The organism is Chryseolinea soli, assembly GCF_003589925.1.
GTDB classification, from domain to species: domain Bacteria; phylum Bacteroidota; class Bacteroidia; order Cytophagales; family Cyclobacteriaceae; genus Chryseolinea; species Chryseolinea soli.
In genome coordinates this window covers 6310509-6336831 of the sequence record NZ_CP032382.1, presented here as the reverse complement: position 1 = coordinate 6336831, position 26323 = coordinate 6310509, and the positions used below count along the sequence as shown (strand labels likewise).

Here is a 26323-nt window from a genome sequence, read left to right as displayed (position 1 = left end):
GCGCTTGGTTTTTGGGTAACTTGCAGCATGGACAGGATCAGCTATTTACAGACTTTACAGGAGCAAAAGAAATCCCGGAGGTTTGATCATTTTTTGTCGATGGTGCATCAGGTCGGCAATTGCCCGGTCAGATTAACCAATAACGTGATAGGGGGAAAGTGGAAACCGGTGATCTTTAATCTCATTGTCCATGATGTGAACCGGTTTGGAGAAATCGCGCACCTGGTTGAGGGGTTGAGTAAAAAAGTATTGACCACACAGCTGAGGGAGATGGAGGCCGATGGTATTTTACAACGCACGGTGTACGACCAGCGCCAGAAAAAAGTCGAATACAGCCTGACGGAAAAAGGAAAAACCTTCATACCCGTTATCGAAGCCATGTGCACCTGGGGTTTGAGTACCGGGGGTGATGTTAAAACGCCCTAAAACCTTTGCTCCGGTGATCATCCAGATAAGTCGTTGAAATAACCCTGTTTCGATTTTTTATAAGAGCGGCATATTTCGTCAGTGAAATGTCGCAAACCTTCCATTGGAAATGACGCGAGTGTCTCGATTAATCACTTATTAATTCCTTATTAATCGGACCGCAATACCTTTGAGATCGTCAAGTGATTTTCTTGAGTGAATTCTTAAATGGAAAATAATGAAAGCAAACGTTAGGAGGGAAGGAGTACGTCGATGCCGACAAGTAGTTGTGCTGGCTTTGTCTGTCCTGGTTTTTATCTCGGCAGGATCAAACCCTCCGCGAAGATCCTATTACTTTGATGAGAAAGGCATTTCCAGAGAAGTCCTGGAAAATTATCTCGACAAATCCATCACCATGGCATTTTTCCTGGTGCCCGAAAAGCCAGAGGGCAAACGGACCTACCCGTATCATGAAGACGACGTGCGAATGATCCGGAACATCGGAGCCAAATTTATTGGCCGGGCTATTTACCGGTGGGGAGAAGAAAGCCTCTTGAACGATCCGAATTTTTGGAAGAAGGCGAAGACCATCATCGACACCTTGCACCGGACAGACCCCGAGATCATTTTCCAAGGATGCCTGTTCGAAATCATAACCGAAGATGTCGATAAAGTAAAAATACCTGCCTGGGTTTTTAAAGATCACAACCTGCCGGTCGACGATCGTAACTTCTCCTATCGATCCATGCTCAACACCGGAGGCAAAGGAGTTGATCACTGGAGAAAAGGAAGCAGCGTACCAGACATCAGCCGCCCGGAGACCCAACTGTGGTTCTACTATCTGGCCGCGTCCTACATCAACATTGGCTGTGAGGCCTTTCACCTGGGACAGGTTGAACTGATGGGCATGAACGACCCGGACCGGAAAGCGTGGGCCACCTTACTTTCCGATATACGACGCTATGCAACAAAACACGCCCGGCGCCATTGGGTGCTGCTCGATGCCCATGTGCCCAAAGGTGATATGATCAAGGATGGTGTCAGCCTCATCGATTTCAATTCCTTTCCACTACGGATAAAAGCTATCCCGGCAAAACCGTATGAAGGAAAACTGGAAGCAGGCCACCTGGATGCCCTCTACCACAAAAGCAAAGGCTGTATTTCGCCAAGCGGATGGGAAAGCAAGAGCCTCCCGTACCTGGTGGAGTTCGACAATTTTGGAAGAAGCGACAAAACCAACGTAGCCGACACCACCTCGCATTTTATCTGGGGATGGGATGAGATCTCCTGGTTTTCGCTACAACCCGAGGCCTATAGAAATCAATGGCTGGTCTATGCTCACCAATGGATAAAACAAAATGATCCCAATGGCCACCTGGAGATGCCCGGCTGCCGGATGATCTCTTGTCCGAATGAGACCTTTGGTAGCTATAGGGCAAATCTAAAAAGTAAATCCTGCCCGGTGGGCTACTCGCAAGAGGAAACCATAAAAGATCTTTGGGCGTCGGATTAGGATGGAGTAATTTTTTTCGCGGCGGGTGTCGGCTCTTCGTCCGGCTCACCTTGGATCTCATTCTTGTAAAGAACCTTAGCGTCATCCACCACCTCCGAACATGATCGCCCGGAATCGGGCAAGCTACTTTCTAGCGATCCTTGTTTTTCGCCTCGTTTACGCCAGAAAATTCTGGCACTATTCTTATCTCAGCATGCTGCAGGCACCCGTCTGTGATCTCAAAGCGATCCCCTAACTAAACGACAACGCCATGTTCAAAAGTTATATCAAAGCCGGCTGGAGAAGCATCCTCAAAAGCAAAGTTTATTCCGTCATCAACATCGGAGGGCTTGCTGCAGGTATGGCGGTCGCGATGCTGATTGGGTTGTGGGTGTACGATGAGTTGTCCTTCAATCACTACCATAGTCAATACCCGCGCGTCGCACAGGTTTACCAGTTCGTGACCTTCGATGGCAAAAAAGCACCTTATACAGTAATGCCCAGCCCCATGGCAGACGAACTCCGGGAGCATTATCCCGACTTTGAAAAAGTCGCGATGGCCTATTTCTCCATGCCCACCGTGGCCTACGAAGACAATAAATTCGCCAAGCAAGGCATCTATGCCGAGCCGGACTTCACCGGCATGATGAGTGTGAAAGTGGTCGAGGGAAATGATTCGAAGGACATGAATTCCATTTTGCTCTCGGCATCCTATGCGCAGATGCTCTTCGGCAACGAAAGCGCCATCAACAAGATCCTGACCATCGACAACAAGCTCACCGTTACCGTCGCCGGTGTCTACGAAGACATTCCCCGCAACAGCGACTTCTGGAACGTAAATTTCATTGCCCCCTGGAGCCTGTTTGTCACCAATGATTTTGCTGCAAAGTCAAATGTGGGAAACTGGGAGAACAATAATTACCAGGTCTACGCACAACTAAAAGAAGGAGCCGACTTCGCTGTCGTGTCGGGATTGATCAAAGACATCCGGATGAAGAAGGATAGCAAGATCCCCTACAAACCCGAGTTCTTCCTGCACCCGATGAGCCAATGGCATTTGCATAGCACCTGGCAAGACGGCAAGCTGGTGGGTGGCCGCATCGAATCCGTGAAGGTCTTTTCTCTGATCGGCGTGTTCATCGTTGTGTTGGCCTGCATCAACTTTATGAACCTCAGCACGGCGCGGTCGGAAAAGCGCGCGAAGGAAATCGGCATTCGCAAGACGCTCGGTTCGTTCAGAACTCAACTCATCACGCAGCTTTTCAGCGAGACCTTCCTGGTGGTCGGTCTTGCCTTTGGCCTGTCATTGGTCCTGGTGCAATTGACGCTTCCGACTTTTAACACCATCGCCGACAAAGACATCACGATACTTTGGTCGAATCCCCTTTTATGGTTGTCGGCATTGTCGTTCTGTTTGATCACTGGTTTCTTTGCCGGCAGTTACCCGGCGTTGTACTTGTCCTCTTTTCGACCGGCTAAAATCTTACGCGGAACATCCCGCGCCGGCAAGTTTGCCGTCATTCCCAGAAAAGTGTTGGTCGTCACGCAATTCTCCGTATCGATCATTCTCATTGTATCGACCATGATCGTCTACAACCAGATCCAACACTCCAAGACACGGCCTTCGGGATATAACCGTGAAAGACTCATCACCATTCAATCCAACACCACCACCTTGCACGACCACTTCGATGCCCTGCGCCATGACCTGCTGCAGACCGGTGCCATCGAGGAAGTTGCCGAATCATCGACCGCCGTCACCGGCTACGGCGGCCTGACGACATCCCTCACGTGGCAAGGCAAGGATCCCGAATACCATCCACTTTTTGGCACGATCGGCATAGGCCCCGAGTTTGGCAAAGTGATGGGCTACGAAATCATTGCTGGCCGTGATATGATGCGGCAAGTGGCCGATATAAAATCAATTATCATCAACCAGACCGCCGCTCAGCTGATGGGATTCAAAGACCCGGTAGGACAGGGCATCACGTTGTATGGAGACAATCTGACCGTGATCGGCGTGGTGAAAGACATGCTCATGGAATCGCCCTTCGAAATGGTAAAGCCCACCATCTACTATGCCAGTCCATTTCCGATGGGCTTCATCACCGTAAAACTAGCCGCCAACCAAAGCATGAGCGAATCGCTGAAGAAAGTTGAGCCTGTGTTTCAGAAATATGATCCCTCCGTACCCTTCGATTTCGAATTTGTCGACGAAGCCTACGCGAAAAAATTTGCCAGCGAAGAAAGGATGGCATCCCTGGCCGGCATCTTCGCCTCCCTGGCCATCTTTATCTCCTGTCTTGGCCTCTTTGGACTGGCGTCGTTTGTGGCGGAGCAACGCACAAAGGAAATCGCCGTGAGAAAAATAATGGGCGCGTCCGTACCCCAGTTGTGGCAACTCCTCTCGAAGGACTTTGTCGTGCTGGTTATTATCTCCTGTGGGTTGGCCGTGCCCGTTTCTTTTCACTATATGAACAAGTGGTTGGCCCAATACGACTACCGGGTCGCGATCTCCTGGGTCACTTTTGCGCAGGCCGGGCTCGCGGCGTTGCTGATCACGTTGGCGACCATCAGCTATCAAACCTTGAAAGCGGCCGTGACGAATCCGGTGAATTCGTTGAAGTCGGAGTAAAACTTGTGACGCGTCGCAGGTGAGCATTCCGTCCCGGAAACGAACATGCAAGGCTCAGCATCGAACAAGCCAACACCTTGAATGGGTTGATTTTGTCATTTCGCAGGTTGGCACGATATTCAAGCGTTGACCGGGAATAGCGACCAATCCAACCTATGTTCAAAGCCATCCTCTCCACCGCCTGGCGACACCTTGCCAAAAACAAAGTGTCGGCATTCCTGAATGTGACCGGCCTCACGATCGGACTTGCCACCTGTCTTGTCATCGCCATCTGGGCCGAACGCGAATTGACGTTCGATAATTTCCATCCCAACGCCGACGCAAAGTTCCGCATCTGGAATACGTTTAAGAGCGAAGCCGAAACGTTCTCCCAGGCACCTTCGGGTGTGGCCTTGGGGGCGCAGTTGCCCAAAGAAATCGCCGACATCGCCAGCGCTTGCCGCGTGTTCAGGGCGAACTATAAAATCCGCTACAACAAGGAAGTGAACTTCGAGCAAGAAGGCATCTTTGCCGATTCCACCTTCTTCTCGTTCTTCGGCTTTCCCATCATCGCCGGCTCGACGCACCAACTTCTTCGTACACCCGACCAGGTGGTGTTCACGCGCGCGAAGGCCATAGCCTATTTCGGAAGTGTTGAAAATGCCGTGGATAAAACCGTGCTAATGGACGACGAACCCTACACGGTGGCGGCTGTCGTGGAAGATCCGCCGGTAAACTCACACATTCAATTCGACTTCGTGGTTCCCTACGTGACCTTGCATGCCTATGCCCTCAAGAACTGGAAAGACGATATCGACAACCAGTGGGTAGGAGGATGGCCTCACACCTACATCGAGATCCATGATCCGTCGAAGTGGAAGGCGGTAGAAAACAAGGTCAATGAAGTGGTGGCCGAACATTCAAAAAAAGAGTGGGCCGACAACAAAATGTCATACCAATATTTTCTCCAGCCTATTACAGACATCCACCTCCGTTCCCATCATCGCTATGACTCGGCCAACAATGGCGACCTGATGACGGTGCGCGTATTCATTGCAGTAGCCATCCTGGTGTTGCTGCTCGCCTGTTTCAACTACATCAACCTCACCACCGCCACGTCGGTGAACCGCGCGAAAGAGATCTCGCTGCGCAAGGTGGCCGGGGCAAGCAAAGGGAACCTGATGCGTCAGTTCTTTCTCGAAACGTTTGTTACTACGCTGTTGGCGGTAGTGCTGGGTGTCGCGTTGGCACAGATGGTGTTGCCGTACTTTTCGTGGTGGATGGGCCAACCGTACCAGTTGCCGTTTGATGTCACCAATCTATTAGCATTGGCTGCCTTTGTACTGATCGTCACGTTGCTGTCGGGCATCTATCCGGCCATTGTGCTGTCGTCGTTTCAACCCATGGCGGCATTGCGCGGAAAGTTTTTTAGCAGCGAGGGCGGACAAACCTTCCGCAAGGCCCTGGTTATTGTGCAGTTCGTCATCTCTACGGTGTTGCTGATTTCCATTCTCACCGTGAACCGCCAAATGCAATTCATCGCCAGCAAACCCCTGGGCTATGAAGGCCATGGCGTGATCACCGTCGATTTCAACGGCGACGATGCCGTGAAGAAGAAATATCAAACCTTGCGCGATGCACTGCTTTCGGTACCCTACATCGAGCAAACCAGTCTGCACAACTCTAATGTGGTAGGAGGCCTGGGCAACGGCTGGATCAACACCCGCGACAACAACGACAAAGAAGTGACCACGAGCATCTACCGGATGAACGTGGACCCCGATTACTTCGACACCTACAAAATGAACTTCGTAGCAGGCCGCGCCTTCTTGCGCGCCACGGCCGACTCGGCAAAGGCCGTCATCGTCAATGAAGCCACCGTCCGCAACCTCGGTTGGGGCACGGCCGACAACGCCCTTGGCAAACCCTTTGGCGGCGGTGACGACATCCGCTACGTCGTTGGTGTTGTCCAGGACTTTCACTTCGAAGACCTCCACATGTCCGTGCAGCCCTTACTGATCGGCTACGCCAAGACCGGCGGCAGCATGTCGCTCCGTGTGAAGACGGCGCATATCCAGGACGCTATCAAACACCTGGAAACGGTGTGGGCCAAGATGGTAGCGGACGTGCCGCTGCACTACGCATTTGTGGACGACTCGCTTGAACAGCAATATGCAACTGAGCGCAAGATGCAGACAGTGTTTTATGTTTTTGCCGGGCTGTCGTTTTTCATTGCGTGCCTCGGATTGTTCGGACTCTCCACGTTCATGATCCGCCAGCGCTTGCAAGAGATCAGCATTCGTAAAGTGTTGGGTGCACCGGTGGCAGGAATTGTGGTGTTGTTGACAAAAGATTTTTCAAAGCTCGTGCTGGTGTCGGTGCTTATTGCCGGGCCAGTGGGATGGATGTTGATGAGGGAGTGGTTGGAGACGTTTACGTATCATACGGATGTGGGATGGATCGTGCTGGCGGTTGCGCTGGTGATACCGTTGTTGATTTCGGTGCTGACCATAAGTGCGCAGGCGATTAAGGCGGCGTTGGTGAATCCAGCGAAAATATTGAGGGCGGAGTAGAATACGTGAAGCTTTCTATCCAGCCAACTACTTTGATTTGGTAGATTCACTACTTCATGAAAAAAGCAGGCTACTAGACCTGCTTTTTTTGTTGGGCTAAAAATACGCGAATCAAGACAACGGTTTACCTTAAAATTAGTGCCGGTAATAGCTGAAAATAAAAAAGGAGTTATTTTCATAACTCCTTGATAATCAGTAAGATGTGCGGTCCGGACGGGACTCGAACCCGCGACCTCCTGCGTGACAGGCAGGCATTCTAACCAGCTGAACTACCGGACCATTTTGATGTTTTTGTGTGGGTGTGTCCTTTAAGGGAGTGCAAAGATAGCTTTGGGTTTCTTTTCTCCAAAATTTCAACGAAAAATTTTAAAGGAAGTTCATTCAAGGGTTTTATCCCCAAGCGCCCGCCCGGCGTAATAAGCCCTGGTTTCATCCCGAAAAAGAGCCTCGACCAGACGGTCGGAGCGCTCCCAAGAGGGGTGGAGTGGCGCCAAGATAGCGTGTCACAACGGTAGCCTTAGGGGCCGGTGATGAAGCATGGAAACGGAATAAACTCGGCGTCGGGCGCTAGCGACTTTGCTGTTTTGGCCAAAAATATCCACCCGATTTATGTTGAGAGATCATCAATTGTATGTTATGTCTGTTCGTTGTAGCATAATATTTTGATAATACGATTTTGTTTTCGTTGTCTGAAATTCGAAGGACTTTCGCGAATGGTTGGAACAGGTCCCCCGAACTGCGGCGTCTCAGAGCGCCCTTGAAAACCCTGTTTCGTCCGTAAATCGCTATGGATCAAGAACTCAAAACGGTAAGACGCAAGCTGAACAATGCCCTGGAGCCGGTGAAGGTCATGATGATGCATCAGAAGCGGAAGATGGAGCGGAAGGATTGGCTTTCGTTCGTGGAGCGTACCAAGACGAGCGTGCTCAATCACCCCTATGAATATGTCAACAACGAGCTGGGTTCGGAGAACGACCTGGCGCCGCTGGTGATGAAGATCTTCGACGACTTTTTGTCGGCAAACCCGTAGCGCTACGATATGAATAGGGGATCGTCCTCCTGTCGAAAATCTCCATATTTTTTACGCATGGGTCACCCGGGGCTGACAAATTGTTTCTTACATTTCCGCGATACTCCAGACGCTTGAATGAACCGGATTCTCTTTGTTCTTCTCTTCTTCATCCCCCATGTTTTACAGGCTCAGCATACGGCATCGCCGTACGTCGTGCTCGTCTCTTTCGATGGGTTCCGCTACGATTATGTAAGCCGTTTTCACCTTCCGAATTTTGAAAAGTTTATCCGCGAGGGCACGGCCGCCGAAGGGATGATCCCGTCCTTTCCCAGCAAGACCTTTCCCAATCACTATACCCTCGTCACCGGGCTCTACCCGGGGCATCACGGCCTGGTAGACAACCAGTTCTATGATCCCCAGTTGAAAATAAAGTATTCCATCAGCAACAAGACCGTCGTGCAAAACCCGGCCTTCTATGGAGGCACGCCGCTGTGGGTATTAGCCAAGCAACAGGGTGTACGATCGGCGTCGTGCTTTTGGGTGGGCTCGGAGACCGATATCCAGGGCGTAAAACCTGACTATTATTTCAGCTACGACGAGGCCTTCTCCAACGACAAGCGTGTCCAGCAAACCCTCGAATGGCTCAAGCTCCCCGAACAGGAGCGACCCCATTTCATCACCCTCTATTTCTCCCTCGTCGACACCGAAGGCCACGACACCGGTCCCAATTCCGACGCTCTGAAGCGCACGGCGCTAAAAGCCGACAGCCTGTTGGGCACCCTCATGCACGGCGTCGATGAGTTGAAGCTCCCCGTGGACATGGTCATCGTATCGGACCATGGCATGTTGGAGCTAAAAGAAGAGGAACAAACCTATGTCACCCTCGGCAAGCTCTTCAACATCGGCGACAAGTCGGTGGTGATCGCCAATGGAGGCACCCAGGCGCACCTGTACACGGCCAAGCCCGACTCGCTCTATGATGTGTTGAAAAAACAAGAGGAAAACTACAAGATCTATAAACGCCAGATGCTGCCGAAGGCGTGGCACTATGATCATCCCCGCGCCGGCGATCTGCTGTTGGTGGTAGAGCCCGGACACTACATTCGCGTGGCACGCGACCCTAGCCAGAAATGGAATCCCTATTTCGGGGTACATGGTTTCGATCCATCAGTGGTCAAAGAAATGCGAGGGATATTTTATGCCCGCGGACCTCACATAAAGAAGGGCAAGACCATCGCGCCGTTTGAGAACATTCATGTGTATCCCTTCATTGCAAAGTTGTTGGGGCTGAAAGTGACGTCGCTTATTGATGGGAAGGGGGAAGTGTTGAAGGAGGTCTATCGGAAATAGTAGCCAGTAGTCAGTAGCCAGTAACCAGTACTCAGTAGTCACTCTTCACACGTCCTCCGGATTTGTCAGGTCAGGGAGAGCACTTCGCCGTCGGTGGGGATGGTGCATCGTTTGGTGAGTTTTTTTTCTTCGAGGATCTTTCGGAGGTCGGTGCGTTTCAGGAGGCAGTGGTTGACAGTGTCCATGTGGACGGCAATCACTTTTGCAGAGGGTAACGCGCTACATACGGTGACGACGTCGTCACCACTCATCGTGATCGGACCGCCTTGAAGAAATTGTGCAGCGCCGGCGTTGACGACGACGAAATGGGGTGTGTGTTTTTTCAGGGCGTCGGCTACTTCGTCGCACCAAATCGTATCGCCGGCGACATAGAGGCGTTGGCCGTTTTGTTCGATCACAAAGCCGGATACTTTTCCCATCTTTTGGCCGATCTCGCCGGTGCCATGTTGGCCGCCCGTGCGATGGATCCGGAGTCCTTTGAATTCGATGGTGTCTTCTACGGGCAGGAGGTTTGTGAACCCTGCAGCGGTCAGCGCGTCTTTGTCGGACGGCTGGCTGATGAGGGGAATGTCTTTGGCCAGGAGTTCTTTGGCGCGGGCGTCCCAGTGGTCGCGATGGGTGTGGGTAACGATCACGGCGTCGATCTTGGCCAATTGTTTTTTGAGGGAAGCTTCGTCGATCGGGAGGTCTACCATGGGAATGCGATGGGTGGTAGAGGCATTCGCTACAGGATCCATGGCATCTTTGGGACTGAGCATCGGATCGATCAGGAGCGTTACACCCTCGGCTTCCAGCAGGAAGGTGGCGTGTCGGAGAAAATGAATTTTCATAGGAGATTTTTTGGCCCATGCTGGGGACGGCACTGCGAGGATCCCCGAAAGAGCAGAGGCACTTTGTAGAAAGGTTCGTCTGTTCATAGTGATAAAAAACTAGGATTTAAACTCGCGAACCTGGTCGAGGGTTTCGTCATGCGACCCCACGTTGGGTGGAATTTTTGGTGTGGTCGATGGAGTGCATTTCCGATCGATAATGTCGACGCATCATGCACGATTGAATACACCAACAAAGGCCACGGGTGGAATATACGAGCGATCGCGAAAACAGGCGCGCTGGTTTTCCTTTTCGACACGGGATGCTGAATGAAGGTGTTGGTGGGACACCAACAACAGCACATCAACAAACTAGAATGAGTAAAGCTTACTTCTTGCGCTTCAAAACTTTCTCCACGGCAGCGACGATGTTCTCGGGGCCGAGGCCGTATTTCTTAAGAAGCTGAGTAGGGGTTCCGCTTTCGCCGAAGGAGTCGTTCACGGCTACCATTTCGAGCGGCGTGGGATTGGTGCGGGCAAGCACTTGGGCGATGCTGTCGCCGAGGCCGCCGTTCATTTGGTGCTCTTCGCAGGTCACGACGCAGCGTGTCTTCTCTACAGAGGCCAGTACGGCTTCTACGTCGAGTGGCTTGATCGTGTGGATGTTGATGAGCTCCACGCTGATGCCTTTGGCGGCCAGTACGGCTTCGGCTTCGATGGCGTTCCACACCAGGTGGCCGCAGGCAAAAATAGTCACGTCCTTGCCTTCGATCATCTTGTCGGCTTTGCCGATGGTGAAGGGGCGGTCCGCCGTGAAGATGGGCCAGCTGGGGCGGCCAAAGCGGAGGTAGGTCGGGCCCACGTGGCTGCCCAGGGCGATCGTGGCGGCCTTGGTTTGAGCATAATCGCAGGGTACGATCACGGTCATGCCAGGCAGCATTTTCATCATGCCGATGTCTTCCAGGATCTGGTGCGTGGCACCGTCCTCACCGAGGGTCAAACCCGCGTGGGAGGCGCAAATCTTAACATTTTTACCTGAGTAAGCGATTGATTGACGGATTTGGTCGTATACGCGGCCGGTCGAAAAGTTGGCAAACGTGCCGGTGAAGGGGATCTTTCCGCTGATGCTCATGCCGGCGGCGAGGCCCATCATGTTGGCTTCCGCGATGCCCACTTGGTAGAATCTTTCGGGGAAATCTTTCTTGAACGCATCCATCTTCAGCGAGCCGGTCAGGTCGGCGCAGAGGGCAACGACTTTGTTGTTGTTTTGTCCCAATTCATGCAGGCCCACGCCAAAGCCGGAGCGGGTATCTTTCTTTTCGGTGAAGGTGAACTTGGTCATGCGGTAGGAATGCGTTTAAAAGTAAATCAATGGGTTTAAAGCTCTCGGTTGAGCGTTGCGAAAGTCGCAAAAGTTTTGGACTCTTCCCACAGGGTTTTTCACAAATAATCACCCTAAAGCAAGGGCGTCAGCAACCGGCAAACCGACTCCGTGACGCGACGGACGATATGGCGGCTTCCCCAGATGTGATAGTTCAGCTCGCGCGAATATTGAAGGTCGTCTTCGAAGGCATCGTCCAGCGCCTTGCACAGGGCTTCGTCATAGGCCAGGGCGGCCAGTTCGAAGTTGATGTAGAAGCTGCGAGTGTCCATGTTCACCGTGCCCACGATGGCCAGTTGGTTGTCGACGGTGATGCTCTTAGCATGGACAAATCCTCTTTCGTAGAGAAAAACCCTCACACCTGCACGCAGCAGCGGCGTCAGGTACGAGAAGGAGGCGTGTTGCACAATGTAAGAGTCCGTTTTACCAGGCAGCATCAACTCCACTTCCACGCCGTTGCCCACGGCCATGAGCAAGGCGGTCGTGAGTTGATCGGAGGGGATGAAATAGGGAGTAGTGATGCGTATGATCTTGGATGCCCGGTTAATGGCGGTCAATATCGCTTCCATGCAATACGGCCGGGGCGAGTCGGGGCCGCTGGCTACCAATGTGGCAGGGGAGCGGCCTTTGGCGGGGCCGGTGTTTTCGAAATAGGGCGGCTTCAAGTCGAAGTTCTTCTTTGCTGTGAAATGCCAGCTCAGCAAAAACTGGAACTGCAACAGGTTCACCATCGGGCCTTCTACCTTAAGGTGCGTATCGCGCCAGAAGAGTTCATGCTTCCCATTGTTCAGGTAGCGGTCGTCCATGTTGATGCCCCCGACAAAACCCACCTTGCCATCCACGACAATGATCTTGCGGTGGTTCCGGTAGTTGGCCTGGGCCGCGAAGGGAAACGTGACGGGCATGAACCGGTACACGTCGATGCCGGCGCGCTTCAGGCGGCGCACCATCCGTTTGTTGTTTTTGGAACCCATGTCGTCGATGACCAGGCGAACTTCAACCCCTTGCTTCGCTTTGCGCATGAGGATGTCTACCACTTTGCGGCCCACATCGTCATAGGTAAAAATGTAATACTCGATGTGGATGTGATGTTCGGCTTCTTCCAACGCGGCATACACGCTGGGGAATTTTTGTTCGCCGTTGATGAGCAGTTCGAAGTGATTGTTCTCGGTGAGCACGGTCTGGTGCAGGTTGAAGACCAGGCGTGAAGCGGCTACAAGTCCTCCGAATTTTTCCTCCGCGCGTTCGAACCTCCTCTCAAACTCGTGCAGGTTTGTATTCCAGAATCGCTCCATCAACGGCATCGCGCCGGCACCCTTCAGGTTGAAGATGCGTTGCTTCCGCAGATCCCTTCCGAAAAAATAATACACGACCAAGCCCAGGCCAGGCAGGAAGACAAGCAGCATGATGTAGGCCACGGACTTGATGGGATTCCGATTGTCCAGCAAAATGGAAATGATGACGCCGATGTAGGCCAGGAGCAGGGGAAGCCAGTACCAGGTCTTAAACAGACCAAAGGTCCACTCCCAAAATTCAATAACAGGACTCATCACAGGGTGAAGATAGTGGCATTTCAACAACGAAAGCCAGCATCTTGTTAATGATTTGTTAAACACCGGCCATTACGCGAGTGGCGATCAACCCCGACCGGGGCCGTTGCGTAAAAACGTTTAAACATTCGTTTGATCATGGCCAAAGAAGGCATTCAACAAACATCCCAAACCAACCGCAAGCTGTGGTGGTGGTTCATCATCGCCTTGATCCTCGCCGTGCTGCCCTGGTTCGTGGTGGGTGCACTCGAATAACGCCTCACTTGAATACGTTCACCGACACCGTCTCTCCCGAACGCACACTGAATTTTTTAAATCCCGTATACTTGCTTCCCGTGGTTTGCTTCACCCGGAAAACGATCTTGTATTGACCGGGCAACAGCGTCAATGAAAACTGTGGCTTGAGCTCGTTGAGGTTGCATACCCACTGTTGTGTTCCGTCATCGGCGAGGGTGTACAGACTGCCATAGCCCGTAGCCGTAGTGTTAAAGTTCACGACGCCGGGCGCAGGCAACAAGATGTTTTCCGTCTTGTTGGGTTGAATGTCGATGGTAAAAATGCGCCGTGGCAACGTAAGGGTTTCCACTTCATATTTTCCCGTGAGGTAGCGGAAGGTCTCGTTGGTTTGTTGCGTGTTGATGATCTCGACCTTGCCCTTTTCACGCACGATGGATTGCAAGTTATTGTCTCTCCGCCCTTCTTGTTTGATGAGCAGGTTTCCCTGCGGTGCGGGGATGCGGATCACGTTGTGTTTGCCCGGCTCGAGCGCGAGGTTCCGCTTCACCACGGCCGGGAGGGTATTCACCACCAGGTCATAGTCTACGATGGGATCGATCTGCACCGTGTCGGGCCGGCCTTGCCGGTCGAGGTAGTGCACAAAGTCATACATGGGCGAGCCGGTTTGTGCATTCACAAACGATACGTTCACGTTGGTCTCCAGCGCCTTGCCACTGGCGTCCAGCAGTTCTACGCTCACCGTTGTCTTGGCGAAGCTCGTTTCGATGGCTTCGTTCAGCACGTTGCTGAATTTTCCCGGCGTGTCGGCATCGATGTAGCGTCCGGCGCACTCCAGCGTTTTCTCCGAGCGCAGTCCCAACCCAATAATATAAGGTCTTAAGAACACGCCGCGCTTTTGCATAGCCCGCGACATGGCACACAAGTCACCGCCACACGACTCGATGCCGTCGGTGATCAGGATCACGATATTCCGATAGCCGGGACCTGCGGGAAAATCGTTGGCCGATTGCTCCAGCGAGTAGGTGATGGGGGTAACGCCTTTCGGCTTGATCTCTTTCAGTTTGTCGATGATGAGGGGCGCGCTTTTTGAACTGAACGGAACTTCCAGCCACGTGTCCTTACAGTTCTTGATTTCCTGCGGCGAACGGTGGCCATACACGCGCAAGGCCAGTTCCAGTTTGGTGTTCTTCCCCAACGAATCCACGATGTGGGTGAGGATGGACTTGGCCACGCTCCAGCGGGTTTGGTTGGGGCGTTCCCATTGGTCCAGCATGCTTCCGGAGGCGTCGAGCAAAAAGAGAATACGGGTTTTCTCGGGGAGTTTCTGCACCACTTTGGTTTGGGCGGAAACGCTTTGCGCGACGGCGACGAGGAGGATGAGGAGCGAAATGCGGAGCAACGATTTGAGGGGCTTCAATTCCATGGGGTTAAGGTAAGGATATGCCGTGACGGTTGGATTGGGATGGTCGTAAAAGTATAACGCCTCTGCGCCTTGGGATATTTCACCGCAAAGGCGCAGAGGCGCAAAGGAGAACGCGGCGGTCTAGTAGTCGCCGAGGGTTTGCTCCAGTTGGGCAAGGGCTTTGGCGAGTTCTTCGTCGTTGGGGGCCACGCCGTGCCATTTGTGGGAGCCTACCATGTAGTCGACGCCGAAGCCCATTTCGGTTTTCATGAGGTTGAGTACGGGCTTGCCTTTTTTGGCTTGCGTCTTGGCGTACTCCAGGGTCTTCACGATCTCTTCCATGTTGTTGCCGTTGCTGTCGATCACTTCCCAGCCAAAGGATTCCCATTTGGCTTTGAGGTCCAGCAGGTTGAGGATCTTATTCACCGGGCCATCAATTTGCTGGCCGTTGTAGTCGATGGAGGCTATGACGTTGTCCATTTTGTTGTGGGCCGCATACATGGCTGCTTCCCATACCTGGCCTTCCTGCAATTCGCCGTCGCCCATGAGGACGAAGACGAAGCGATCGTCGTTGCTCAATTTCTTGGCTTGGGCTGCACCCAAGGCTACGGAGAGACCCTGTCCCAGGGAGCCGGAAGCAATGCGGATACCGGGCAAGTGTTCGTGGGTGGCGGGATGGCCTTGCAATCTGGAATCCAGCTTGCGGAAGGTAGCCAGCTCTTTGATGTCGAAGTAGCCGGAGCGTGCCAGCGTGGAGTACCACACGGGTGAGATGTGGCCGTTGGAAAGGAAGAAAAGGTCCTCACCGTTGCCGGCCATGTTGAATTTAGGATCGTGTTTGAGGATGTGAAAATACAAAGCCACGAAAAAGTCCGTGCAGCCCAACGAACCGCCGGGGTGACCTGACTGGCAGGCGTGCACCATGCGAACAATATCTCTGCGGACTTGGGAAGCAATTCTTTTCAGCTGTGGGATGTCGGGTTGGCTCATGGGTTTTTCACATGTTTTGGCTGCGAATATACCGCACCCGATAACCCGCACCAAATGGCGGAAGAAGAATACTTTGTAAATTTTAGAGCCCGGTTTCGATGGCATTATAAGCCTTGCCGATGTTCGCGAACACAAGCGATGACTTGTCGCAAACAACGGGAAATCAGTTGTTTAATGACGGTGAAAAAGGCAACGGAAACGTTTTCCTTATTTCTTCTTTGCTGCGGTCTTTTTTGCCGGTGAAGCCTTCTTCGCAGCGGCCGCTTTTTTAGCAGGGGCAGCTTTCTTTGCCACAGCTTTTTTGGCCGGCGCGGGCGATGCCGGCGTGCCGTTGGTTTTCAGGATCTGGCTGGTGTGATTTTTTGTATCGACCTTTTCGATGAGGTCTTCAATGACGCCGGCTTCGTTGATGATGAACGTGACGCGGGCAGTGCCCATATACTTGCGGCCATACATGGATTTTTCGACCCAGGTGCCATACGCATCGTGCACGGTCTTATCCGGATCGGCCAGCAGGCGGAAAGGCAGTTTTTCCTTGGCGATAAATTTCTGGTGCATCTTTTCGCTGTCGGTGCTCACGCCCAGCACTTCGTAGCCTCGCTTCAGCAACACATTGTAGTTGTCGCGCAGGTCGCAGGCTTCCGCCGTGCAGCCGGGGGTCATGTCTTTGGGATAGAAATAGAGCACCAGTTTTTTGCCCTTGAAGTCGGAAAGTTTTACGTCTTTGCCATCCTGGTCTTTTGCCGAGAAGGCGGGGGCTTTGTCACCGATCTTTAATGTCATAAGGTTTAGAGGATTTTGTGTCTGTAGGTAGAGGTGTTTCCGGCATTGTCCGTTACCTGCAGCTCAAGCATTCCCCTCAACGGCACCTTGTTGTCAAGGCGTTCCGACCAGATGGTCGATGACTTGGCGTCGTAGTCCATCAACAGCCATTGCCCATTGATATGGGCTTCAAATTTATCGATCCCCGAAAGGGTGTCTTTGATCTTGAAACGCGCACCCTGGCCATTGACCGACACCACCCGGATCGCGGGCGCCTCGGTGTCTTTCAAAATAGTGAATTCACCAAACTCGCGGGTGCTAAAATTCATCCGGCCATTCACCCATTCGCCACCCAAGTAGGTATAGGATTTTCCGGCGGTGCGATACACAGAGACATTCTTCTGGTTGGGATATTCGCGTTGTGTTTTTAGCGACACGTTGATGCTCTTGTTCAAGGGCACGGTGCGCGTGCCGATGGTGAACAACTCATGGCCCGAACTGTCTTTCGAGTAGTCGGTGTTCAGGTAGAGCGTGTCATAGAGTGCGTTCAGGGGAAATTCGATGTCGAACAGGTCGCCATAATATTTGTATTCCGTGGACGACGGAATGCTGGCGTTGACCTTTGGCGCGATCATCTTCTGGCACACACCGATGGAGTCGGGGAGGCCTTTGCGCAAGTCAAACAGGTAGACTGCGCGGTTGGCATTGAAGTAGGCCGGTTCCAGTACCTGTACATTGCCCTTTGTATATACGTTAGCTTTGTTGCCCGATTCAGCGCAAGGCTTGGCCACCACCAGCATAGTATTTTCGGTGATGTCATACGCCAACTCTGTGGAGGGGTAGCTTTCCAGGGAAATTACATTTTGGGTGAGCGGCGAAGGCCTCAAGCGGAAGCTCACCTTGCTGGCGTTACCATCGCTGTCTTTCATGCGGATAACGACACTGGATTCTTTCAAAGAATCAACTTTGATCATGCCGCGCCCGGGTGATGCGCCATAATATTGGAGATCGTTGCCGTCGTCAATATAGAGTTTATAAAAGCGCGTGCCTTTGTTGCGCATGGTCTTGAAGTCCATGAGCGTGTAGATGGCCCGTGGCTCGGCTACGTTCACCTTGTCGATGGCCTGGCTGAAAACGAGCTGGCTGTCGACGCTCATCTCAATATAATTCACGCCGCCAAAGAACGGGCTTTGGTTGGCCAGTTTGTCTTTGGCCACCATTTCCACGCCAATGTTGCCATGGGCCAGGATGGGGGAGGCAATGACATAGTTGTTGCCCACGCGCTGAGCATAAAACTCAAAGCGGCCAAAACGGTCGTTGATGCGGGAGTTGATGTCGAGGGTGCGCAGGGCGATCTTTTCGGCGGCCGGGGGAAACTTGTCTACCAGTTCGGCAAAGTCGGCCACCTTCAAGGGATCCACGGCAAAATTCTGCGGATCGCGAATATCGAAATGCAAGTGCGGGCCGCTGGAGCCCCCGGAATTTCCGGAGAGGGCGATGGTATCGCCTTGCTTCACAAGGAACTGATCCTCGGTAAAGGAGAGGTCGATCTCGCCGGTCTTTTGGGCATATTGTTCCTTCCGGACATGCTCGGCCACGGGACCGAGGAATTTGTCCAAGTGGGCATACAAGGTGGTGTAGCCGTCGGGGTGGGTGATGTAGATCACGTTACCATAGCCGGTCGAGGTCACCGAGATGCGGGAAATGTAGCCACTTTTGGAGGCCCGAACCGGCAAGCCGATCCGGTTGTCGGTGCGGATGTCGATGCCGGAGTGGAAGTGTGTACTTCGGAGTTCACCCATCGTGCCGGCCAGCGAACCGGGCTGACCCGGATAAATGGGATAGAGATAGCGCTCGCCATCGGCCGGGAATTTTTCAACCGGCTTGCTGAATTGGGCAGAGGCAAAAAATGGTGTGGTCGCTAAAAGTATTGCAGCGACGCTACCTGACTTCAAATTCCAAAAGTTTTTCATCTTCCATGTAAGCTGTTAACACATTCCCAACCTTGACAGGGCCAACACCTTTTGGCGTGCCCGTAAAAATCAAATCGCCAGTCCGCAGCGTAAAAAATCTAGATAAGTACGAAATTATATAATCAAAACTAAAAAGCATAAGGCTTGTGTTCCCTTGTTGCTTTATTTCTCCATCGACCTTCAAACTGAAGTTGATGTTCTTCAGGTCTTTGAACTCAGAGACGGGCTTGAAGGTGTTTGCCAGCGGTGCGGACCCGTTAAAACCTTTGGCAATGTCCCAAGGCAGCCCTTTCTCTTTTGCTTTCTGCTGCAAATCCCGTGCTGTGAAATCGATTCCAAGACCGATGGCATCGTAGTATTTTTGGGCAAATTTCTCCTCAATGTTCTTGCCTTCTTTACTCACCCGTAGCACCAATTCCACTTCGTGGTGAATGTCCTTGGAAAAGTCGGGGTAATAAAAGGGGGCGTTGTCGCGCAAAATGGCGGTGTCGGGTTTGGTAAAGATAACGGGCTCGTCGGGCCTTTCATTGTTCAGTTCCTTGATGTGCTCTGCGTAATTTCTGCCGATGGCGAAGATTCTCATGGGTTACGATTTGGTTAAGGCTGGGTTATCAATCTGGGCTTAGCGCGTTTCGTGTGATGGCATGATGTGTGTACAAACTACTCCGCTCACCGGGCGAAAATGAACTGGATTCCAGCAAATCTATGAAACAATCCTCGCCCGGATTTGTATTTTTACCCAAAAATAAGTCATATGCTAAAGAAGCTATTCATCTTTTCTATTACCGGTTTGGTTATCTATGCCTGTGCCTCCGTGGCCGTGACGGGCCGTAAGCAACTTAGCCTCGTTTCCAATGCAGAAGTCATCCCGATGTCCTCACAGCAGTATGCCGAAGTGATCAAAAAAGGACCTCTCTCCACCAACCAGGAGCAAACCCAAATGGTGAAAAAGGTCGGTGCTAAAATAGAAAAAGCCGTGGAAGAGTACATGGCCAGCAAAGGCCTCTCCTCCGAACTTTCGGGCTTTGCCTGGGAATTTAACCTCATCGACGACCCCAAGACGGTGAACGCCTGGTGTATGCCCGGTGGCAAGGTGGCCTTCTACACGGGCATCATGCCGGTTTGCAAGGACGAAACCGGTATCGCCATTGTGATGGGGCACGAAGTGGCCCACGCCATTGCCAACCACGGCCGCGAACGCATGAGCCAGCAGATGGTGGCCCAATACGGCCTGGCAACCCTCGGCGAGTTATTAGGGCAGAACCCCACGGGCGGTCAGCAGTTGCTGATGCAAGCCGTTGGCGCCGGCACCAACCTGGGGATCTTGAAGTTTAGCCGCGAACAGGAATCCGAAGCCGACCACATCGGCCTCATCTTCATGACCATGGCCGGCTACGATCCTAACCAGGCCCCCATTTTTTGGGAACGCATGGCCTCCATGGGCGGCGGTTCCGAGCCCATGGAATTCCTTTCCACTCACCCCTCGCATGCTACCCGCATCCAGGATTTGAAAGGCTGGATCCCCGAAGCCTTGACTTACCGAAAGTAGAAACCGTTCCGTCATGACCCCCCCTGTAAGAAAATCAATCATGCCAAGGTCAGTAGCCATCGCGCTGCTGACCCTGGCATCATTTTATAGTGTAGCCCAAACCGACGATGACGCCCGGCGAGAGATCAACGAGCATCGTCAAAAACAGGAAAAAGAATTCCGCGACCCCGATGCGTCACCCCTGGAGAAACGCGACCGGAAGCATTTCAAAGGGCTCAAGTACTATCCCATCGATCTTAGCTATCGGGTGAAGGCCACGTTCGTGAAAACGGAAAACCCCGTGCTCTTCAAAATGCAAACCACCACGACGCGCCAGCCCGAATACCTGAAGTATGGCGAAGTGCACTTTGAACTGCAGGGAAAAGAATATGTTTTAGAAGTGTATCAAAACCCCGCGTTGTCTCAGCGCGAGGAGTTTGCCGACTACCTGTTCATCCCCTTCACCGACCAGACCAACGGCGAGGAGACCTACGATGTGGGCCGGTATATCGATTTCAAAATACCAAAGTCGGAGGAGGTGGTCGTGGACTTCAACTTATGCTACAATCCTTCGTGCAGCTATAGCCCCAGGTTTTCGTGTCCCATCCCGCCGGCAGCCAACAATCTGCCGTTGGAAGTGAGGGCGGGAGAGAAGCGGTTCAAAGAAAGCGCACACTGAATTATTTCCGGAAGCCGCGCAGCTTGATCTCGGTGAGCTTGCGCTTGGTGTCGAGCGGGAAGTCGCCATTCATCATCCACTCGTAGTAGGGTGGCTCGATCTTGAACACGTCGGTGACCACCTTGTTTTTGTGCTTGCCGAAATTGAAGATCTCTTCCCCCTTTTGATTAAAGATCATGCGGCCCGCCAAATCCACCATCCCGGTGGAGGTGATCTTGTGGAGTGCTTCGATGTCGTTTTTGATCTCGCCGATCTTGCGGTTGAGGCCATCGGTCACTTCCTGGCCTTCATAGCGCTCCACTTGTGCCAGCAGCACTTCCATGGTGGCCTGGGTATCCGCCTCGGCGGTGTGCGAGTTTTCGAATTCCTTGTTTGTATAAAAACGGTAGGCAGCACCCAACGTCCGTTTCTCCATGAGATGAAAGATCTTCTGGGCGTCAATGATCTTTTTACGGTGGTAGTCGAACTCGATGTCGTTGCGCAGGAATTCTTCGACCAGCATGGGCACATCAAACTTCAGGATGTTGAAGCCGGCCAGGTCGGCGCCGTCGAAGAAGCGGGCATAGTCTTTGGCCACTTCTTTGAAGGTGGGCTTGTCTTTCACATCCTCCTCCCGCAGCCCGTGAATAGCCGAGGTTTCGGCCGGAATGGGAATGCCGGGGTTGAGCACGTTCGACTTGTGGATCGTTTCACCGTTGGGCATCAGCTTGATGACGGCAATCTCAATGATGCGGTCCTGGGTGATGTTGATGCCGGTGGTCTCGAGATCGAAAAAGCAAAGCGGGTTCCGTAAATTCAGTTTCATGAGGGGCGGTGAAGAAGTAAAAAAATGTGTCCGTTTTTTTAGGACACCTGGAGTTTGTCGGCCAGTGCAGGGATGTCCAGTCCGCCGAATTGGCCCGAGCTCATGAACAGCAAGTTCTTGTTCTTCCAGGATTGCTGGAGCAGGAAATTCTCCAACGCCGTCTTGTCCTGAAAAACCAAAAGACCGGGAGCATTAAACGCCTTACGGATCTCATCTTCCGTGAGGACCTCCATTCCCTTGGCTTTCATTTTTTCGGGGTTGAAGTATACGATCTGCTGCTGGGCAGCTTTCATGCTGTCTTTGTATTGAGGAATGAATTTCTTGTTGAGACTGCTAAACGTATGAAGCTCAAACACAGCCACTAAATCACGCGAAGGCGCAATTTCCTTTAATGCTTTCACCGTGGCTTTGGCCTTGGAAGGTGCATGTGCAAAGTCTTTATACACCGAGGTGGATGCGTACTCTTTGATCTTCTGCAACCGGCCGGCGGCGCCTTCAAAGCTGGTGATCGCTTCCAGGAACTGCTCGGGCGTGATGCCGATCTTTTTCAAGATCTCCTTGGCTCCGCTGATGTTCTGGAAATTATGACTGCCAAAGATCTTGATGGGATAACGCTCCTTGCCGTTGGTGAGAAAGAATTGCCCGTTGTTGTCGGATGTGTGGGGATGGTTTTTGTAACTGAGCTCCAACGTGTCGACGCGTTCTTTCTTGCCGATCATGAGGGCCATGGAATCCTGTTCACAATAGATGAGGATGCCACCTTTGGGTGTGGCGTCGGCGAAGAGATCGAATTGCTTTACGTATTCTTCTTCGTTGGGAAACACGTTGTAGTGATCCCAGGCGATGCCGCTGATGAGGCCGATATGATGTTGATAGCGAATGAATTTCGGTGTGGGGTCTAACGCGGAGGATAAGTACTCGTCGCCTTCGATCACGATGATCGGTGCATCCGAAAGCTTTACGGTGTTCTCGATGCCTTTCACCTTGGCGCCCAGCACGTAATCAAATTTATGTTTAAAATAGTGGAGCACGTGGATCACAATGGCCGTGATGGTGGTCTTTCCGTGACTGCCCGCGATGACGATGCGCTGCTTGTTCTTGGAGTGCTCATAGATATACTCCGGAAACGAGAAGATGCGCAGCCCCAATTCTTGTGCTTTTAAGAGCTCGGGGTTGTCCACTTTGGCGTGCATGCCCAGGATGACGGCATCCAGGGAAGGTTTAATTTTACTGGGGTTCCAGCCCTCTGTATCAGGCAGTAAGCCGTGTTGTGCTAATGTACTCCGTGAAGGATCAACGATCTCATCATCCGAACCGCTCACTTCATGCCCGCCTTGTTTCAGCGCAATGGCAAGATTGTGCATAACGCTTCCGCCAATGGCGATGAAATGAATCTTTTGCTTCTTTTGCTGCATCGAAAAAAAATTCCGGTTAAAGTAACTAAAAATGTTTGGCGTTTGAAAGTCCTCACTGTCTGTTCGCTGCTTCACACAGGCTTCACACAACAATCTTTCCGGTAAAGTGTCGTTTGGAATTTATTAACATTTACTTTGTTAGTGAATTGTGTATAAGTTGTGGGCAGACTGATTCGTAATGATTGTACGTTTGTCGCCTTTACAAAGAAAACACGTACAACAACCACTGTATGGAGCAAGGAAGATCAACGTCACTGAGGGTCGGTAACAAGTCGAACAAACTCATTCCCAGAGAGATCTCGGAAGGGTTAGGCAAGTTGCCCCCTCAGGCACTTGATCTTGAAGAGACGGTGTTGGGTGCGCTCATGCTGGAGAAGAATGCGTTGAACGCTGTGGTGGAATTTTTGAAGCCCGAACACTTCTACAGCGAGACCCACAAGGAAATCTATTCCGCCATCGTCGAACTCTTCAAGTCTTCCGATCCCGTCGATATGCGTACCGTGGTGAACCAACTGCGCAAGTCCGGCAAGATCGAGCTGGTTGGGGGTGCTTACTATATTGCGGAGCTTACGTCCAAAGTGAGCTCGGCAGCCAACATCGAGTATCACGCACGTGTCATCATGGAGATGGCCATCAAGCGCGAACTCATCCAGGTGTCGTCGCAGATCCAGCACGATGCCTACGAAGATACGACCGATGTGTTCGAGCTGCTCGACAAAACCGAACAATCCATTTTCCAGATCTCCGACTCCAACCTGCGCAAGAACTACGACAACATGCGCAACCTCATGACGCGGGCGATCCAGGAACTTCAATCCTTAAAAGAACACAAAGACGGCTTGACCGGTGTGCCCAGCGGCTTCACCGCACTGGACCGCATGACGTCCGGCTGGCAGAAGTCAGACCTCGTCATCATTGCCGCCCGCCCCGGTATGGGTAAGACCGCCTTCGTGGTGTCGGCGTTGCGCAATGCGGCCGTGGAATTCAAAGTTCCCGTAGCCATCTTCTCGTTGGAAATGGCGTCTATCCAGTTGGTTAACCGGATGATCTCAGCCGAAGCCGAACTGGAAGGCGAGAAAATAAAACGCGGTACCCTGGCCGATCACGAGTGGACCCAGTTGGTACACAAAACAAACAAACTGGCCACCGCCCCGATCTTTATCGACGACACCCCCGCGCTTTCCGTGTTGGAACTTCGCGCCAAGTGCCGTCGCTTGAAAGCAGAGAACAACATCCAGATCATCGTGATCGACTACCTGCAGCTCATGCGGGGCGACCAGGGCGGTAACCGCGAACAGGAGATCGCCTCCATCTCGCGGGCGCTGAAAGGTATCGCAAAAGAATTGAGTGTACCTGTGCTGGCCCTGTCCCAGTTGAGCCGGGGTGTGGAAACCCGCGGTGGCGACAAACGCCCTCAACTTTCCGACTTGCGCGAATCGGGTTCCATCGAACAGGATGCCGACATCGTTATGTTCTTGTACCGGCCCGAATACTATAAGATCACCGTCGACGAAGAAGGCCTGCCCACACAGGGCATGGGCGAAGTGATCATTGCCAAACACCGGAACGGATCGGTGGGCAGTGTGAAGCTGAAGTTCATCGGCAAGTACACCAAGTTTGGCGACCTCGATGCGCCGATGTCGTCCTACGACAACCCCTTCTCGGGCATGATCACCCGCGAAAGCCGCCTCAATACGTTTAACCCCGACAGCGAACCCCCGGCGTTGCCGCCCATGCGCGACGACGACGAGACGCCGTTCTAAGCTGCCGAATTTTTCGTTCAACCTACGATTCCGCCAAAGCAACCCCGGGTTTCATACGGTGCTTCTCCTTACCTTTGTCTGTTGATCAATAGGAACATGCAAAAGTTTTGGTTTGGCTTGGCCGTGGCCTTTGGTGTGATGGCCTGCTCGAATGATGAAGACCCGGTGGATTGTGAAAAGTCCGGTCTCATCCTAAGCCTGGGCACGGTGGTGAACGCCAGCCAATGCGGCGTGCCCGACGGCAGCCTGAAAGTATTTGGCAGTGGGGGAAAGGAACCCTACCAATTTTCCATCAAAAACGGCCCAACCCAGGACAACGGCCAGTTCAATAACCTGCCCGCCGGCCTCTACACCATCGTTCTGACGGATGCCAACGCCTGCAACACCACCATCGACAATGTTTACATAAAAGCACAAGATTTTTCGTTCACCGCCGACATCACGGATGACAATTCGTGCCTGGGAAGCAACGGTGCCGTTACCCTACAAGTGTCCAGCGGAAACCCGCCCTACCTGTTTGCCATCGGAACATCCGATTTTTCGGAAAACAATACATTCACCGGCCTGCCGGTAGGCTATCAAACCATCGTGGTGAAAGACAATGCAGGATGTACCGTAAATTTGGGGATCACCATTTCACGCGGGTTCAGTGGCACCAGTTGGGCCAACGACATCAAACCGATCATCGAGACGAAGTGCTCCGTGAGCGGATGCCATGATGGTACGCGACCCGACCTACGCGTTTTTGCAAACGCAAAGGCCAACGCCAAGAACATGAAATTGAAAACGCAAGACCGCAGCATGCCGAAAGAAGGGTCGCTCACCGACGCGGAGATCCAACTCATTGCTTGCTGGGTAGACGATGGCGCGCTGGCCAATTGATCTTACTCGATATCGAAAAGTAGATCCTGGTGCGCCGCGTGCAACTCGCGAAGCGCTTTCAGGTCGCTGTGACGCCGGGCTTGCTCGATGCCGGCCATAAAAATTTTCAACGCCTGGTCGCGGTTTCCCAGATCCTGGTAGGCCCTTCCCAAATGATAATAGGTCGGGATGTACTCCGGATGCTCTTTGATGAGGCGGGTAAACAATTCAATGGCCTTGTTGCCGTCGAGCTTTTGCTGTTCCAGTGCGAGCGCATAAAGATTGAAGGGATCGGTCGGATCTTCCTGGTAGAACTGTTCAAGTTGGTCGATGCGCGAAGACGACATAACGTGGGTTTTGAAGGATTGCTAAAGTCGCAAAACCGGTGCTTTCGAAAAAGTGCAAAAAAGCACTAAAGCTCACATCCATCAGAAAAAAAGGAAATGACGATCTTTACCGGCCTGCGATAAAATCAACACCCAGCAACAGCGCATGGTTTCCGCTCCCAAGGAATATTTTCTTCAAAAAGAAGAACCGGGCAAACGGGAGCCTTAAAATACGGCATGCCTTTTTTTGCATCCGCGGCAAATGTTCTGCTATCTCTGGACCCGCAAAAAATACAAACAACCGTATATCGGTATCGTTGAGGACGCCGCCATCCGACCAATCATAGAGTTCCAAGCCGAAGACCTTTGCGCTGACTTTGCTTGCCCGCCGTCTTG

The 26323-nt window shown here is 52.4% G+C and carries 21 protein-coding genes, 1 tRNA gene and 1 pseudogene; 10 read left to right on the top strand and 13 right to left on the bottom strand.

The window, feature by feature from the left end; all coding sequences use genetic code 11:
• The first annotated feature begins 27 nt into the window (after positions 1-27).
• The 4 genes from D4L85_RS26415 to D4L85_RS26400 all read left to right on the top strand — a co-directional run bounded on the left by D4L85_RS26415 (position 28) and on the right by D4L85_RS26400 (position 7084).
• The gene (locus D4L85_RS26415) at positions 28-426 is read left to right on the top strand and encodes a winged helix-turn-helix transcriptional regulator (RefSeq protein WP_228450641.1); all 399 of its coding nucleotides are present in this window, start codon (positions 28-30) and stop codon (positions 424-426) included.
• Positions 427-643: 217 nt separating this feature from the next.
• On the top strand, positions 644-1918 hold the full coding sequence (locus D4L85_RS26410; RefSeq protein WP_228450640.1) for a hypothetical protein: 1275 nt from the start codon (positions 644-646) through the stop codon (positions 1916-1918).
• 250 nt (positions 1919-2168) lie between these two features.
• Complete coding sequence (locus D4L85_RS26405) at positions 2169-4532, top strand: ABC transporter permease (protein WP_119757118.1); 2364 nt, start codon at positions 2169-2171, stop codon at positions 4530-4532.
• Between the two features lie 155 nt (positions 4533-4687).
• Positions 4688-7084, top strand: a complete 2397-nt coding sequence (locus D4L85_RS26400; RefSeq protein WP_119757117.1) for an ABC transporter permease — start codon at positions 4688-4690, stop codon at positions 7082-7084.
• Positions 7085-7289: 205 nt separating this feature from the next.
• Here the strand turns inward: D4L85_RS26400 and D4L85_RS26395 are convergent.
• Positions 7290-7363 (bottom strand) — tRNA-Asp (locus D4L85_RS26395).
• Positions 7364-7871: 508 nt separating this feature from the next.
• On the opposite strand from D4L85_RS26395, the gene D4L85_RS26390 reads away from it, so the two are divergent.
• Together D4L85_RS26390 and D4L85_RS26385 are read left to right on the top strand one after the other, a co-directional pair.
• Positions 7872-8114, top strand: coding sequence for a hypothetical protein (locus D4L85_RS26390; RefSeq protein WP_119757116.1), 243 nt, complete (start codon positions 7872-7874; stop codon positions 8112-8114).
• A gap of 117 nt (positions 8115-8231) precedes the next feature.
• The gene (locus tag D4L85_RS26385; protein WP_119757115.1) at positions 8232-9446 is read left to right on the top strand and encodes an alkaline phosphatase family protein; all 1215 of its coding nucleotides are present in this window, start codon (positions 8232-8234) and stop codon (positions 9444-9446) included.
• Between the two features lie 65 nt (positions 9447-9511).
• Here D4L85_RS26385 and D4L85_RS26380 read toward each other — a convergent pair whose 3' ends face one another.
• The 8 genes and pseudogenes from D4L85_RS26380 to D4L85_RS26345 all read right to left on the bottom strand — a co-directional run bounded on the left by D4L85_RS26380 (position 9512) and on the right by D4L85_RS26345 (position 19133).
• Positions 9512-10276: an MBL fold metallo-hydrolase gene (locus tag D4L85_RS26380; protein WP_119757114.1), complete on the bottom strand. Its 765-nt coding sequence runs from the start codon at positions 10274-10276 to the stop codon at positions 9512-9514.
• Positions 10277-10643: 367 nt separating this feature from the next.
• Positions 10644-11597: a transketolase family protein gene (locus D4L85_RS26375; RefSeq protein WP_119757113.1), complete on the bottom strand. Its 954-nt coding sequence runs from the start codon at positions 11595-11597 to the stop codon at positions 10644-10646.
• Between the two features lie 113 nt (positions 11598-11710).
• Complete coding sequence (gene cls, locus D4L85_RS26370; protein WP_119757112.1) at positions 11711-13186, bottom strand: cardiolipin synthase; 1476 nt, start codon at positions 13184-13186, stop codon at positions 11711-11713.
• A gap of 259 nt (positions 13187-13445) precedes the next feature.
• A complete protein-coding gene (locus D4L85_RS26365; RefSeq protein WP_119757111.1) occupies positions 13446-14846 on the bottom strand; it encodes a vWA domain-containing protein in 1401 nt (466 codons plus the stop codon).
• Positions 14847-14966: 120 nt separating this feature from the next.
• Positions 14967-15815: a transketolase gene (locus D4L85_RS26360; RefSeq protein ID WP_119757110.1), complete on the bottom strand. Its 849-nt coding sequence runs from the start codon at positions 15813-15815 to the stop codon at positions 14967-14969.
• A gap of 336 nt (positions 15816-16151) precedes the next feature.
• A pseudogene (bcp, locus tag D4L85_RS26355) lies at positions 16152-16598 on the bottom strand (thioredoxin-dependent thiol peroxidase); the annotation flags it as partial.
• A 5-nt stretch (positions 16599-16603) separates the two neighbouring features.
• A complete protein-coding gene (locus D4L85_RS26350; protein ID WP_119757108.1) occupies positions 16604-18550 on the bottom strand; it encodes a M23 family metallopeptidase in 1947 nt (648 codons plus the stop codon).
• Entirely contained in the window at positions 18519-19133 is a 615-nt protein-coding gene (locus D4L85_RS26345) for a fumarylacetoacetate hydrolase family protein (RefSeq protein ID WP_119757107.1), read from the bottom strand. The genes D4L85_RS26350 and D4L85_RS26345 overlap by 32 nt, the downstream gene beginning before the upstream one ends.
• Before the next feature lie 171 nt (positions 19134-19304).
• Here D4L85_RS26345 and D4L85_RS26340 point away from each other — a divergent pair, with 171 nt between their 5' ends.
• Together D4L85_RS26340 and D4L85_RS26335 are read left to right on the top strand one after the other, a co-directional pair.
• Positions 19305-20099: a M48 family metallopeptidase gene (locus D4L85_RS26340; RefSeq protein WP_119757106.1), complete on the top strand. Its 795-nt coding sequence runs from the start codon at positions 19305-19307 to the stop codon at positions 20097-20099.
• Positions 20100-20139: 40 nt separating this feature from the next.
• Complete coding sequence (locus D4L85_RS26335) at positions 20140-20757, top strand: DUF1684 domain-containing protein (protein WP_160144016.1); 618 nt, start codon at positions 20140-20142, stop codon at positions 20755-20757.
• 1 nt (position 20758) lies between these two features.
• Here the strand turns inward: D4L85_RS26335 and D4L85_RS26330 are convergent, their stop codons facing one another.
• Both D4L85_RS26330 and D4L85_RS26325 read right to left on the bottom strand, forming a co-directional pair.
• A complete protein-coding gene (locus D4L85_RS26330; RefSeq protein WP_119757104.1) occupies positions 20759-21562 on the bottom strand; it encodes a 3'-5' exonuclease in 804 nt (267 codons plus the stop codon).
• 38 nt (positions 21563-21600) lie between these two features.
• Positions 21601-22977, bottom strand: coding sequence for a UDP-N-acetylmuramate--L-alanine ligase (locus D4L85_RS26325; RefSeq protein ID WP_119757103.1), 1377 nt, complete (start codon positions 22975-22977; stop codon positions 21601-21603).
• A gap of 230 nt (positions 22978-23207) precedes the next feature.
• Between D4L85_RS26325 and dnaB the strand changes: the two genes are divergently transcribed.
• Together dnaB and D4L85_RS26315 are read left to right on the top strand one after the other, a co-directional pair.
• Positions 23208-24740, top strand: coding sequence for a replicative DNA helicase (gene dnaB, locus D4L85_RS26320; RefSeq protein ID WP_119757102.1), 1533 nt, complete (start codon positions 23208-23210; stop codon positions 24738-24740).
• Positions 24741-24836: 96 nt separating this feature from the next.
• Entirely contained in the window at positions 24837-25622 is a 786-nt protein-coding gene (locus D4L85_RS26315; protein ID WP_119757101.1) for a hypothetical protein, read from the top strand.
• 2 nt (positions 25623-25624) lie between these two features.
• Here D4L85_RS26315 and D4L85_RS26310 read toward each other — a convergent pair whose 3' ends face one another.
• Positions 25625-25948, bottom strand: coding sequence for a tetratricopeptide repeat protein (locus D4L85_RS26310; RefSeq protein ID WP_119757100.1), 324 nt, complete (start codon positions 25946-25948; stop codon positions 25625-25627).
• Between the two features lie 106 nt (positions 25949-26054).
• On the bottom strand, positions 26055-26282 hold the full coding sequence (locus D4L85_RS34655) for a hypothetical protein (RefSeq protein WP_174236173.1): 228 nt from the start codon (positions 26280-26282) through the stop codon (positions 26055-26057).
• Positions 26283-26323: the final 41 nt, after the last annotated feature.